Annotated in this window: 11 protein-coding genes; 8 read left to right on the top strand and 3 right to left on the bottom strand. The window is 70.5% G+C overall.

All coding sequences use genetic code 11. The features are described 5' to 3' along the window. Positions 1-8 precede the first annotated feature (8 nt). The 3 genes from ASE68_RS12785 to ASE68_RS12775 all read left to right on the top strand — a co-directional run bounded on the left by ASE68_RS12785 (position 9) and on the right by ASE68_RS12775 (position 5,069). Positions 9-1,919, top strand: a complete 1,911-nt coding sequence (locus ASE68_RS12785; protein ID WP_055859227.1) for a DUF2207 domain-containing protein — start codon at positions 9-11, stop codon at positions 1,917-1,919. Between the two features lie 29 nt (positions 1,920-1,948). Next, the gene (locus ASE68_RS12780) at positions 1,949-2,680 is read left to right on the top strand and encodes a ZIP family metal transporter (RefSeq protein ID WP_055859224.1); all 732 of its coding nucleotides are present in this window, start codon (positions 1,949-1,951) and stop codon (positions 2,678-2,680) included. Between the two features lie 265 nt (positions 2,681-2,945). Beyond that, the gene (locus ASE68_RS12775; protein WP_055859221.1) at positions 2,946-5,069 is read left to right on the top strand and encodes a DEAD/DEAH box helicase; all 2,124 of its coding nucleotides are present in this window, start codon (positions 2,946-2,948) and stop codon (positions 5,067-5,069) included. Between the two features lie 53 nt (positions 5,070-5,122). Here ASE68_RS12775 and ASE68_RS12770 read toward each other — a convergent pair whose 3' ends face one another. Both ASE68_RS12770 and ASE68_RS12765 read right to left on the bottom strand, forming a co-directional pair. Continuing rightward, positions 5,123-5,599 (bottom strand): SRPBCC family protein, encoded by a 477-nt coding sequence (locus ASE68_RS12770; protein WP_055859217.1) that lies wholly within the window; start codon positions 5,597-5,599, stop codon positions 5,123-5,125. Continuing rightward, on the bottom strand, positions 5,596-6,033 hold the full coding sequence (locus tag ASE68_RS12765) for a helix-turn-helix transcriptional regulator (RefSeq protein WP_082462227.1): 438 nt from the start codon (positions 6,031-6,033) through the stop codon (positions 5,596-5,598). Before ASE68_RS12765 ends, ASE68_RS12770 begins: the two co-directional genes overlap by 4 nt. 118 nt (positions 6,034-6,151) lie before the next feature. Here ASE68_RS12765 and ASE68_RS12760 point away from each other — a divergent pair, with 118 nt between their 5' ends. From ASE68_RS12760 to ASE68_RS12740, 5 genes are all read left to right on the top strand, one after another. Next, positions 6,152-7,183, top strand: coding sequence for a 6-phosphofructokinase (locus tag ASE68_RS12760; protein WP_055859215.1), 1,032 nt, complete (start codon positions 6,152-6,154; stop codon positions 7,181-7,183). Positions 7,184-7,221: 38 nt separating this feature from the next. Next, positions 7,222-7,704, top strand: a complete 483-nt coding sequence (locus ASE68_RS12755; RefSeq protein WP_055859212.1) for an 8-oxo-dGTP diphosphatase — start codon at positions 7,222-7,224, stop codon at positions 7,702-7,704. A gap of 101 nt (positions 7,705-7,805) precedes the next feature. After that, positions 7,806-8,987 carry an inorganic phosphate transporter gene (locus tag ASE68_RS12750; RefSeq protein ID WP_055859209.1) on the top strand — a complete coding sequence of 394 codons (1,182 nt, stop codon included), beginning with the start codon at positions 7,806-7,808 and terminating at the stop codon, positions 8,985-8,987. Beyond that, positions 8,984-9,328: a hypothetical protein gene (locus ASE68_RS12745; protein WP_055859206.1), complete on the top strand. Its 345-nt coding sequence runs from the start codon at positions 8,984-8,986 to the stop codon at positions 9,326-9,328. Before ASE68_RS12750 ends, ASE68_RS12745 begins: the two co-directional genes overlap by 4 nt. Before the next feature lie 87 nt (positions 9,329-9,415). After that, a complete protein-coding gene (locus ASE68_RS12740; protein WP_055859204.1) occupies positions 9,416-10,867 on the top strand; it encodes an NCS2 family permease in 1,452 nt (483 codons plus the stop codon). Between the two features lie 64 nt (positions 10,868-10,931). Here ASE68_RS12740 and ASE68_RS12735 read toward each other — a convergent pair whose 3' ends face one another. After that, a complete protein-coding gene (locus ASE68_RS12735) occupies positions 10,932-12,254 on the bottom strand; it encodes a uracil-xanthine permease family protein (protein WP_055859201.1) in 1,323 nt (440 codons plus the stop codon). Positions 12,255-12,327 lie beyond the last annotated feature (73 nt).

Raw genomic sequence — 12,327 nt, 5'->3', positions numbered from 1 at the left:
GTTGGCGCATGACGACGAGCCTGCTCCGCGGTGCCGCGGCAGCGATGCTCGCACTGCTCGTCGCGGTCGCGCCCGCCGCGGTGGCGACCGCCGTGCCGGTGGACGCGGCATCCGCCTCGGCCGTTCCCGCACCGGTCGCGCTGGTTCCCGCCGGCGTCGACGACTTCACGTTCCAGTCCTTCGACGCGGACTACGAGCTCGGCCGCGGCGAGGGCGGCCGCTCGGTGCTCGACACGACCGAGACGCTCGTCGCACTGTTCCCCGAGTTCGACCAGAACCGCGGCATCCGCCGTGCGATCCCGCTCGACTACGACGGTCACCCCGTCGACGTCCAGGTGCAGTCGGTGACGGATGCCGCGGGTCAGCCGCGCGCGTTCGACACCGAAGAGGACGACGACGGCGAGTTCCTGCTCGTCACGATCGCCGGCTCCGACTACGTGCACGGCGAGCAGACGTACGTCATCTCGTACCGCCAGCACAATGTCACCCTCCAGCCGGACGACGCCGCGATCGACGAGTTCTACTGGGATGTCAACGGCACCGGGTGGGCGCAGCCGTTCGGGGTCGTGCGTGCCGAGCTGCGGGTCGACGCGGCGCTCGCCGCGGCCTTCGCAGGGGATGCCGCGTGCTACCGCGGCGGTGCCGGTGCCGGCACGCCGTGCGAGACGCTGCAGGTCGGCGAGACGGACGAGCAGCCCCTGCTCGTCGCACAGTCGACCGGCATCGGCCCGTACGAGAACCTCACGATCTCCGTCGCCTTCGAGCCCGGCACGTTCGTGCCTCGCGACGAGGCGTTCGCATCGTCGCCGGCCGCGATCACCTCGGCCGTCTGCGCGTTCATCGCCTTCGTGCTGTTCGTGCTCGCGCTCGTGCTGCGCCTGACCCGGTGGCGCAGCGCGCCGCGGGGCACGATCATCGCGCAGTACGAGCCGCCCGAAGGCGTCAGCGCACTGACCGCCGCCGACCTCGTCGGCCAGCCGTCGCGGGGCGTCACGGCGACGATCCTCGAGCGCGCGGTCGCCGGCGAGGTGCGCATCGTCGATCGCGGCGGCACGCAGTACTCCGTGCAGTTCACGGGCGGCCCGCTCGGCGACCTCGACGCGCAGTCCGTCGTGCGCGCCCTCTTCAGCGACCACCCGACCATCGGCCAGGAACGTTCGTTGAGTTCGAAGTCGACGACGCTCGGGCAGCGCCTGCTCTCGATCCGCAAGGCGGTCGCGAGTCGCGCCGTCAGCTCCGGCCTCAGGCGGAGCCCGGCGCTGGGAGGCCGCATCCTCATCGCGGTCTTCGCGTTCGCCGCCGCCGTGCTCGGCTTCATCGCGGCGGTCGTCGCGCTCGAGCAGGTCATGGGCGGGCTCTGGCCGCTGCTCGCGCTCATCGCGGGCGTGCTGTTCGCGCTCGCCGCCGGCGTCGCGGTCGCGGGGGTGAGGCCGCTCACGGTCGAGGGCCGGCGCGTGCGCGACCACCTCGAAGGCCTGCGCCTCTTCATCCGCCTCGCGGAGGCCGACCGCATCCGCATGCTGCAGAGCCCGAGCGGTGCGCTGCGCGACCCCCTTCGCGGTCCGGTGCCGACGTCGACGGATGCCGCGACGACCGCCGCGGCATCCGTCACCGCGACCGACCCCGCCGAGGTGCTGCGACTGACCGAGCGACTACTGCCGTACGCGGCGCTCTTCGGCCTCGAGAAGCAGTGGCTGCGCGAGCTCGCCTCCCTCTACGAGGTGAGCGGACGGGAGCCCGGCTGGTACGCGGGCACCTCGGCGTTCGACGCGGCCCGGTTCTCGGTCGCCGTCTCGTCGTTCACCACGACGTCGACCACCTCGTGGTCGGGCTCGTCGTCGAGTTCGTCGTCGTCGGGCTCCGGTGGCGGCGGCTCGTCGGGCGGCGGTGGCGGCGGTGGTGGCGGCGGCGGTGTCTGAGGCGAGGTCCGAGGCGGAGGTCCGGGCTCATGGGTGACTGGTTCTGGGCCGCGGTCGCCGGCCTCGTCGCGGGCGGCGCGCTGCTCGTCGGCGCCGTCATCGCCTGGAAGGTCAAGGTGCCGACGACGATCGTCGCCTCGGTCATGGCGTTCGGCTCGGGAGTGCTCATCTCGGCACTCGCCTTCGACCTCGTACTCGAGGCGCAGGGCGAGGGCGGGTTCTGGCCCACCGTCGGCGGCTTCGCGGTCGGCGCGATCGTCTACGTGTTCGCGAACAACCTGCTCGACCGGCTCGACCAGCGCAACCGGCGCGGCTCGGGCGAGAACTCCGGAACGGGCATCGGCATCGCGCTCGGCGCCCTGCTCGACGGCATCCCCGAATCGGCCGTGCTCGGCCTCAGCATGGTCGGCGGCAACGGCGTGAGCGTGCCCGTGCTCGTGGCCATCATCATCTCCAACGTGCCCGAGGGGCTCTCGAGCACCGCGGCGCTGAAGGACGAGGGCCGTTCGGCGCGGTACGTGTTCCTCCTCTGGACGGGCATCGCCCTCGCGAGCGCCCTCGCCTCGCTGCTCGGTTTCGTGCTGCTCGACGGCGCGAGCGGCGGCACCACCGCGTTCATCACGGCGCTCGCGGCCGGCGCGATCCTCGCCATGATCTGCGACACGATGATCCCCGAGGCGTTCCGCACGACCCATGCCTACACGGGGCTGCTCGCGACCTCGGGCTTCCTCCTCAGCTACGCCGTGCACGTGGCCGGCTGAGCGTTTCCGCGCGTGTTCTCGCGGCATCCGGCGCTCTGCGGCTAGAATGGGGTCTGCGCCCAGGCGAACCCCGTTCTTCGTCCGACCATGCGAGCTCCGCCCGCATGCTGCTCGGACAGTGTTTCCCCTCGAGCAGTGCTCCTCCTCGAGCAATGGTTCGCCCGTACCGCACCCGGCCGCATCACGCGATGCGCCGAGCGGTGCCGGCCATCGCGATCGGTGACGGGCAGGCGCCCAGAGACGAGCCCCGATACCCCGGAGGATCATGGCCCAGACGAGGCAGCGTCAGCGAACGCGTTCGCGCGACGACGACGCACCCATCATCCCGATCCTCGCCCGCAAGGTGCGCGAGGTCGAGCAGAAGGCCCAGAAGGGCAAGCTCGGGCCGACGAACCGCACGAAGTTCCAGGTCATCGCGCTCCTCATGCGCGAGGAGCGCGCGCGGGTGAAGACCGACTCCGACGTGCCCGACAGCTCGCGCCCCGAGCTGCTGAAGCGCCTCGACGGCATCGCGCAGATCCTCGCGAAGACCGCGGCGCGCGACACGAGCCTCATCACGCTGCTCGAACCGGATGCCTCGATCTCCACGGTCGCGCAGCGCTTCCGTCGCGACTGGCTGCTCGAGTCGGGTGCGGAGCTCAGCCCCGACGAGCTCATCATCACCCGCGAGGCCGAGGTCAAGCCCGTGCTCGCCGAGAACCAGGTGATCCCGGCCTCGGTGCGATCGCGCCAGCTCGCGAACCCGTTCCTCGCGCCCGACCTCTCGACGCCGCCTCCGCCCCCGGCGCCCGTGCGCCGCCTCGCGAACTGGGAGCTGCTCGGCCCGCTCTTCAAGGCGTTCGAGCAGGGCTCCGGCGGCCAGGCGGCCACCATGGAACTGCCAGAGGCGCCGAAGATCGACCGGCTCGCGCCGCGCGGCCTCGAGCTCATGAAGCACCAGGCCCGATTCATCGAGTCCGCTCGCGAGGGGCACCGCACGTTCCTGCTCGCCGACGAGCCCGGACTCGGCAAGACCGCGCAGTCGGTGCTCGCGGCATCCGTCTCCGATGCCTACCCGCTGCTCGCGGTCGTGCCCAACGTCGTGAAGATGAACTGGGCCCGCGAGGTCGAACGGTGGACCCCGCACCGTCGCGCGACGGTGATCCACGGCGACGGCGACACGCTCGACGCGTTCGCCGACGTCGTCGTCGTCAACTACGACGTGCTCGACCGGCACATGGCCTGGCTGTCGACCCTCGGGTTCCGCGGCATGGTCGTCGACGAGGCCCACTTCATCAAGAACCTGCAGTCGCAGCGCTCGAAGAACGTGCTGGCGCTGGCCGACCGCATCCGCCGTGCCACGCCCGGCGGCGACCCGCTGCTGCTCGCCCTCACGGGTACCCCGCTCATCAACGACGTCGACGACTTCCGCGCGATCTGGCAGTTCCTCGGCTGGATCGACGGCGACAAGCCGTCGCCGAGGCTCCTCGGCCTGCTCGAGGAGAACGGCCTCACGCCCGCCGAGGCCGGCTTCTACGCCGCCGCGCGCCGCACGGTCATCGACCTCGGCATCGTGCGCCGCCGCAAGGTCGACGTCGCGGCCGACCTGCCGGCCAAGCGCATCGCCGACCTGCCCGTCGAACTCGACGACGAGCTCGGCCGCTCGGTTCGGGCCGCGGAGCGCGAGCTCGGCAACCGCCTCGTCGGCCGCTTCCGCGCGCTCGTCGAGGCTCGCCACCTGCGCGTCGGCGACCTCGACGACGAGCAGCGCGACCAGTACATCCGGGCCGTCGCGAGCGCCGAGCTCGAGGAGTCGAAGTCCGCGAAGTCGGGCGAGAACGTCTTCACGATGGTGCGCCGCATCGGCCAGGCCAAGGCGGGGCTCGCGGCCGACTACGCCGCCCAGCTCGCCCGCTCGGTCGGCAAGGTCGTCTTCTTCGCCAAGCACATCGACGTCATGGACCAGGCCGAGTCGGCGCTCGCCGCGCGCGACCTGCGCACCGTGTCGCTCCGCGGCGACCAGACCGCGCTGCAGCGCCAGGCCGCGATCGACGCCTTCAACAACGATCCGGATGTCGCGGTGGCGGTCTGCTCGCTCACGGCAGCCGGCGTCGGCGTGAACCTGCAGGCCGCATCGAACGTCGTGCTCGCCGAGCTCAGCTGGACCGCGGCCGAGCAGACGCAGGCCATCGACCGCGTGCACCGCATCGGCCAGGACGAGCCGGTCACCGCGTGGCGCATCATCGCCGCGCACACGATCGACGCGCGCATCGCCGAGCTCATCGACTCCAAGCAGGGTCTCGCCGCCCGCGCACTCGACGGCCAGGACGTCGAGCCGGGCTCGGCCGACTCGGTGCAACTCGACGCCCTGCAGCACCTGCTGCGCGCCGCGCTCGACGGGGCGCTGTAGTCGTCGGCGTTCGGTAGCGGCAGGGCGCCGTCGGCGTCAGGTTGTCGTCAGCGTCAGGCCCGCCGCTCGACGAGTTCGGCGAGCTGGCGGGTAACGGTGCCCCACCCGTCGTGGAAGCCGAGCTGATCGTGCCGGTCGCGATCGGCGGCCGTGCCGTGCATGGCGGTCGCGGTGTACTCGGTGCCGTCGGGGTGGTCGCGCATGCGGATCACGGCGGTCACGAACGACGCCTCGGCCGGCCGCCAGCCCGCGACGAGCGCGTCGGTCCACACGATGCGCTCGAGGTCGTCGACCGCGAGGAAGCACGCGGAGATGTGCGGGCCGAACTCGGCGCCGTCCTGGCTGAACTCGGTGCGGAACGCCCCGCCGGGGCGCAGGTCCATCTCGAGCACGCGGCAGACCTCGGGCGCCGGCACCCACCACTGCTCGAAGGCGCGCGGGTCGGTCCAGGCATTCCAGACCGCGCGGCGCGGGGCTCGGATGATGCGCGAGACGGTCAGGTCGAGTTCGGGGTGCGTCGTGTCGGTCATGCGGGGGAGTCCTCGTCGTTGGTCGTGGCGGTGCCGGCGTTGCCTGCGGTGCTGGCGGTGCCTGCGGTGCCGGCGGCGGTGGCGTGAGCGGTGGTCGTGGTCTCTGCGGGGTCGTCGGCGGCGGTGACGAATCGGTCGAGCCGATCGGTGCGGCCCTCCCAGAGGATTCGCTGCTCATCGAGCCAGGTCTCGATCACGTCGAACCGCTCGCGCTCGAGCACGCACGTGCGCACGCGACCGGTCTTGCGCGTGCTCACCCATCCCGTCTGCTCGAGGTAGCGGATGTGCTTCATGAACGACGGCAGCGCCATGTCGAACGGTGCCGCCAGCTCACCGATGCTCGCCGGCCCCGCACCGAGTCGTCGGACGACGGCGCGCCGGGTCGGATCGGCGAGGGCCTGGAACGTCCCGTCGAGCCCTGAATACTGAGCCATATGGCTAAGTTATACCGTTCCGAACAGGAAGTCGAGGTTCGCTAGACTTCCCGGAGTCGTGCCCCGATGAAGCGGCTCCAGCGACGTTCACCCCAAGCACCAAGGAGTCCCAGGCGTCATGAAGATCGGAATCCTCACCTCTGGCGGCGACTGCCCTGGACTGAACGCGGTCATCCGCGGATCCGTGCTGAAGGGCGTCATCTCGTACGACACCGAGTTCGTCGGCTTTCGCAACGGTTGGCGCGGCGTCGTCGAAGAGGACATCGTGCCCATCGTGCGTCACGACGTGCGCGGCCTCGCGAAGCAGGGCGGCACGATCCTCGGCTCCAGCCGCACCAACCCGTTCGAGGGCGAGGGCGGCGGCCCCGAGAAGATCCAGGCGATGCTCGACCGCAACGGCATCGACGCCATCGTCGCGATCGGCGGCGAGGGCACGCTCACCGCAGCGCGCCGCCTCTACGACGAGGGCGGCATCAAGGTCATCGGCGTGCCGAAGACGATCGACAACGACCTCGCGGCCACCGACTACTCGTTCGGCTTCGACACGGCCGTGCAGATCGCGACCGAGGCCATCGACCGCCTGCGCACCACGGCCGATTCCCACGGGCGCTGCATGGTGCTCGAGGTCATGGGCCGCCACGTCGGGTGGATCGCCCTGCACTCCGGCATGGCCGGCGGCGCGCACGCGATCCTCATCCCCGAGCAGCCGCAGAGCATCGAGCAGATCGCCGAGTGGGTCGAGTCGGTGCGCGAGCGCGGCCGGGCGCCGCTGGTCGTCGTCGCCGAGGGCTTCAAGTTCGACGACATGACCGAGGCGCACTCGCACAAGGGCCTCGACGCGTTCAACCGCCCGCGCCTCGGCGGCATCGCCGAGCTCATCGCGCCCATGATCGAGGAGCGCACGGGCATCGAATCGCGTGCCACGGTGCTCGGACACATCCAGCGCGGCGGCGAGCCGTCGGCCTTCGACCGCGTGCTCGCGACGCGCCTCGGCATGGCCGCGGTCGACGCGGTCTACGACGGCGCCTGGGGCTCCATGGTGACCCTCCATGGCACCGCGATCGAGACCGTCTCGATCGCCGACGCGGTCGGCAGCCTGAACCGTGTCCCGCAGTACCGCTACGACGAGGCGAAGATCCTCTTCGGCTGAGTCCGACGGGTTCGAACGAGCCGGATCGAGGCGAACGGATGCCGCTGCCCCAGGTCTGCGTCTGCTACCTGCTGCGTGAGCGCGACGGCCGCACCGAGGTGCTGCTCGGGCGCAAGCGGCACGGCCTGGGCGTCGGCAACGTCGTCGGCCCCGGCGGCAAGCTCGAGCCGGGGGAGTCGGCGACGGATGCCGCGGCGCGCGAGGTGCTCGAGGAGACCGGCATCCGCGTCGAGGCGTCCGACCTCGAGCCGCGCGGCCTGCTGACCTACCTCTTCCCGCACCGCGAGGCCTGGAGCCAGGAGTCCAGCGTGTTCGTCGCCCGGCGCTGGAGCGGCGAGCCCGCGGCATCCGACGAGCTGGAGCCCGCGTGGTTCGCGCTCGACGACGTGCCGTACGCGTCGATGTGGGACGACGCCAGGTTCTGGCTGCCCGGCGTGCTCGACGGGGGCACGGTTCGCCGCACCTTCGTCTTCGGCGCCGACCTCGCGAGCGTGGTAGAGGAGCGCAACAGCGTCGCGTAGGATTTACCCGGCGTTCGCCAGTTCTTCATCGTCGTCGGCGTTCGCCAGTTCATCCGGTGATTCTTCTACACCGATCCGAGTCCGATCCAAGAAAGACGCCGGTGGATCTCACCCTCATCGTCGTGCTGGTCATCGCACTGGCCCTCTTCTTCGACTTCACCAACGGCTTCCACGACACCGCCAACGCGATGGCCACCCCCATCGCCACCGGCGCGTTGCGGCCGAAGGTCGCCGTCACCCTCGCCGCGATCCTCAACCTCGTCGGCGCGTTCCTGTCGACCGAGGTGGCGAAGACCATCTCGGGCGGCATCATCAACGAGGGCGAGGGCGGCGTGCTGATCACGCCTCAGCTCATCTTCGCGGGCCTGATCGGCGCCATCGTCTGGAACATGGTCACCTGGCTGCTCGGCCTGCCGTCCTCCTCCAGCCACGCCCTGTTCGGTGGCCTCATCGGCGCGGCGATCGTGGGTGCGGGCGTGAACGCGGTCGACTTCTCGGTCGTGCTCTCCAAGGTGATCCTGCCCGCCATCCTCGCGCCGCTCACCGCGGGGCTCGTCGCCTGGCTCGCCACGAAGCTCGCCTATGCGATCACGCGGCGCTACGACGGCAAGCCCGACGGCCGCGACGGTTTCCGCCACGCGCAGATCTTCTCGTCGTCGCTCGTCGCGCTCGCGCACGGCACCAACGACGCCCAGAAGACCATGGGCGTCATCACGCTCATGCTCGTCTCGGCCGGCCTCCAGAGCTCGGGCGACGAGGTGCAGACGTGGGTCATCGTCTCGTGCGCCGTCGCGATCGCACTCGGCACCTACATGGGCGGATGGCGCATCATCCGCACGCTCGGCACCGGGCTCACCGACGTCAAGCCCGCCCAGGGCTTCGCCGCCGAGACGGCGACCGCGGCCACCATCCTCGCCTCGAGCCATGTGGGCTTCGCGCTCTCGACGACGCAGGTCGCCTCGGGCTCGGTCATCGGGTCGGGACTCGGCCGCCGCGGCTCCACGGTGCGGTGGCGCACCGCCGGGCGCATCGGCGTCGGCTGGCTGCTGACCCTGCCGGCGGCGGGAGCCGTCGGCGCGATCACGGCGTTCATCGCCCTCCTCGGCCCGATCGGCGTCATCATCGACGCGATCCTCGGCGCGGGCGTCATCATCACCATCTTCCTGCTGTCGCAGCGCAACGAGGTGTCCGCGAGCAACGTGGTCAGCGAGGTCGCCGACTCGGGCCGCGCGGTCAAGATCAAGCGCAACCCGAAGCCGAAGAAGGGCAAGGTCTCCAAGTGATCGACTGGCTCGCCTTCCTGCTCGTGCTCGTCGCGTCCCTCGTCAGCACGTGCATCGTCGTGTCGGCGTACTCGCTCGGCATCCGGCTCCTCACCATCTCGGGCCGCACGCCCATCGTCACGCCCGCCGAGTTCACCGACGCCATCACGATCGTGACCCCGGCCGAGGTGCAGAAGGCCGAGAAGCGCGCGGCGAAGGCCGCACGCAAGAGCCCGCTGACCGACGGGCAGAAACGGGTCGCACTCGTCGGCGCGTGGGCGTGCTTCGCGATCAGCGCGATCGCCGTGCTGGTCGGCGTCTACCTCATCATCGGCGAGCACCTGTTCAAGATCTTCAGCTGACCCCCGTCCTGCTGCTATAACTCAATTCCCGACAGTCCAACCGTCGGGCGCACCCGAATGCGCCCGTCCCTCAGCGAAGGTTCCCGGATGACCACTGAAACCGCCCAGACCGCGCGACCCGACGGCGAGAAGCCCGTCGGCGCATTCGACCGCTTCTTCCAGATCACCGAACGCGGTTCGACGGTCGGCACCGAGGTGCGCGGCGGCCTCGTGACCTTCATCACGATGGCGTACATCGTCGTCCTGAACCCGATCATCCTGTCGTCGGGCACCGACATCGACGGCAACACCCTCGCGTTCCCCGCGGTGGCAGCCGTGACCGCCCTCACCGCCGGCGTCATGACGATCCTCTTCGGCCTCGTCGCGAGGCTCCCGTTCGCGTTCGCCGCCGGCCTCGGCATCAACTCGTTCCTCGCGTTCAGCGTCGTCGGGCAGGTCACCTGGCCCGAGGCGATGGGCCTCGTGGTCATCAACGGCCTCATCATCGTGCTGCTCGCCGCGACGGGCCTGCGCCGCCTGATCTTCGATGCCGTGCCCTACGAGCTGAAGATCGCGATCACGGTCGGCATCGGCCTCTTCATCGCGTTCATCGGATTCGTCGACGCGGGCCTCGTGACGGCGACCGGCCAGAACTCGCCGCCCGTCGGCCTCGGCATCGGCGGCTCGATCGCGACCGTGCCGACCCTCGTCTTCATCGTCACCCTGCTGCTGACGGGCGTGCTCGTCGCTCGCAAGGTGAAGGGCGCACTGCTCATCGGCCTCGTCACGGGCACCGTGCTCGCCGTCGTCATCGAGGCGATCTGGCACCTGGGCTCCAGCGTCGACAACGCCGGCGGCTGGGGCCTCTCCGTGCCCGCCCTGAACGGCAGCCTGTTCGCGGTGCCCGACCTCAGCCTGGTCGGCGACGTCAGCTTCGACTTCAGCAAGGTCGGCTTCCTGACCGTCGTCATGCTCGTCTTCACGCTCGTCTTCACGAACTTCTTCGACGCGATGGGCACCATGACGGGTCTGTCGAAGGAGGCCGGGCTCGCCGACGCGAAGGGCAACTTCCCGCGCCTGAAGAGCGCGCTCATCGTCGAGGGCGTCGGCGCCGTCGCCGGCGGCTTCACGTCGGGCTCGTCGAACACCGTCTTCATCGAGTCGGGCTCCGGCATCGGCGAGGGCGCGCGCACCGGCTTCGCGAACGTCATCACCGGTGTGCTGTTCCTGCTCGCGATGTTCCTCACGCCGCTCGCGCAGATCGTGCCGAGCGAGGTCGCCGCTGCGGCCCTGGTCATCGTCGGTGCCATGATGATGGCCCAGATCCGCGACCTCGACCTGAGCAACTTCTCGGTGCTGCTGCCCGTGTTCCTCACCGTCGTCGTGATGCCGCTCACGTACTCGATCGCGAACGGCATCGGCGCGGGCTTCGTGGCCTGGGTCGTCGTGCGCTCGCTCTCGGGCAAGGCCAAGACCGTCAGCCCGCTGCTCTGGATCGTCGCGGCAGGCTTCGTGCTGTACTTCGCGCGCGGCCCGATCGAGGCGCTCTTCGGCGCCTGAGCCGGCCGAGAACGACGGATGCCCCGTGGCCGACCGGCCACGGGGCATCCGTGTTCCTGCGTCGTCAATCGGCGCGGTCGGCCGCCTCGGCGTCGTGCACGTCGTCGGTGCCGCGCGCCCGACCGATGGCGCTCATGAGGTGGTAGATCACGATCGCCGCGATCGTGCCGAGCGCGATGCCGTTGAACGAGACGCCGCCGATCGCGAACGTGAAGTCGGCGATGCCGATGATGAGCGCCGTCGCCGCCGTGAACTGGTTGACCGGCCGTGAGAAGTCGACCCGGTTGTCGACCCAGATCTTCACGCCGATGATGCCGATGAGGCCGTAGAGGGCCGTCGTCACCCCGCCGAGCACGCCGGGCGGGATCGTGTTGATGACCGCGCCGAACTTGGGGGAGAGGCCGAGGAGGATCGCGACGACGCCCGCGACCCAGTACGCCGCGGTCGAGTAGACGCGCGTCGCCGCCATGACGCCGATGTTCTCGCCGTACGTGGTCGTGCCCGAGCCGCCGAAGAAGCCCGCGATGGTCGTCGCGAGCCCGTCGGCGAACAGCGCGCGTCCGGTCGAACGGTTGATCGAGGCATCCGTCATCTGCGCGACGCCCTTGATGTGGCCGACGTTCTCGGCCACGAGCACGAGCACGACCGGCAGGAACGCGGGCAGGTAGCCCCAGACCGCGGCATCCGCGAACGGGTTCGACGGGAGGTGGAAGGTCGGGAGCCCCACCCAGGCCGCCGCCTCGATCGGGCCGTAGTCGACCTGGCCGAGCAGCGCAGCGACGACGTATCCGAGCACGACCCCCACGAGGATCGACATGCGTCCGAGCAGCCCGCGGAAGAGCACGCTCGAGACGATCACCGCGGCGAGCGTGACGAACGCCGTCAGCGGCTCCTGCATGAAGTTGTCGCGGGCCGCCGGGGCGAGGTTGAACCCGATCAGCGCGACGATCGCGCCGGCCACGACGGGCGGCATTAGCGCGTCGATCCAGCCGGTGCCGAGCCACTGCACGAGCAGCCCGATCGCGGCGAGCAGCACGCCGACCGCGACGATGCCGAACAGCGCAGCGCCCATCGGATCGGCGACGTTGCCCGCCGCCAGCGCAGCCGTGATCGGGGCGATGAACGCGAACGAGGACCCGAGGTAGCTCGGCACCTTGTTCTGCGTGATGACGAGGAACAGGATCGTGCCGATGCCCGAGAAGAAGACCGTCGTGGCCGGCGGGAATCCGGTGAGGATCGGCACGAGGAACGTCGCCCCGAACATGGCGATCACGTGCTGGGCGCCGAGCCCGATCGTGCGCGGCCAGCTGAGCCGCTCGCCGGGGGCGACGACCTGGCCGGGAAGCACGCGCTTCCCGTCGCCGTGCAGGGTCCAGGTGAGGTTCATGCCGCTCCGTTCGAAGGCACCGTCGGGGATCCCTGAGAGCGTATCGGGGGGTTTCCCCGATGTCGTGCAGTCG

Source organism: Agromyces sp. Leaf222 (genome assembly GCF_001421565.1).
Lineage (GTDB): Bacteria > Actinomycetota > Actinomycetes > Actinomycetales > Microbacteriaceae > Agromyces.
The sequence above is the reverse complement of the archived record's forward strand: the minus strand, read 5'-3'. Positions and strand labels throughout refer to the sequence as shown.

What these genes read in the sequence shown, in the direction of transcription:
- ASE68_RS12785 (WP_055859227.1), top strand. Translation starts at nt 9, where the DNA reads ATGACGACGAGCCTGCTCCGCGGTGCCGCGGCAGCGATGCTCGCACTG.
- ASE68_RS12780 (WP_055859224.1), top strand. Translation starts at nt 1,949, where the DNA reads ATGGGTGACTGGTTCTGGGCCGCGGTCGCCGGCCTCGTCGCGGGCGGC.
- ASE68_RS12775 (WP_055859221.1), top strand. Translation starts at nt 2,946, where the DNA reads ATGGCCCAGACGAGGCAGCGTCAGCGAACGCGTTCGCGCGACGACGAC.
- ASE68_RS12770 (WP_055859217.1), bottom strand. Translation starts at nt 5,599, where the DNA reads ATGACCGACACGACGCACCCCGAACTCGACCTGACCGTCTCGCGCATC.
- ASE68_RS12765 (WP_082462227.1), bottom strand. Translation starts at nt 6,033, where the DNA reads ATGGCTCAGTATTCAGGGCTCGACGGGACGTTCCAGGCCCTCGCCGAT.
- ASE68_RS12760 (WP_055859215.1), top strand. Translation starts at nt 6,152, where the DNA reads ATGAAGATCGGAATCCTCACCTCTGGCGGCGACTGCCCTGGACTGAAC.
- ASE68_RS12755 (WP_055859212.1), top strand. Translation starts at nt 7,222, where the DNA reads ATGCCGCTGCCCCAGGTCTGCGTCTGCTACCTGCTGCGTGAGCGCGAC.
- ASE68_RS12740 (WP_055859204.1), top strand. Translation starts at nt 9,416, where the DNA reads ATGACCACTGAAACCGCCCAGACCGCGCGACCCGACGGCGAGAAGCCC.
- ASE68_RS12735 (WP_055859201.1), bottom strand. Translation starts at nt 12,254, where the DNA reads ATGAACCTCACCTGGACCCTGCACGGCGACGGGAAGCGCGTGCTTCCC.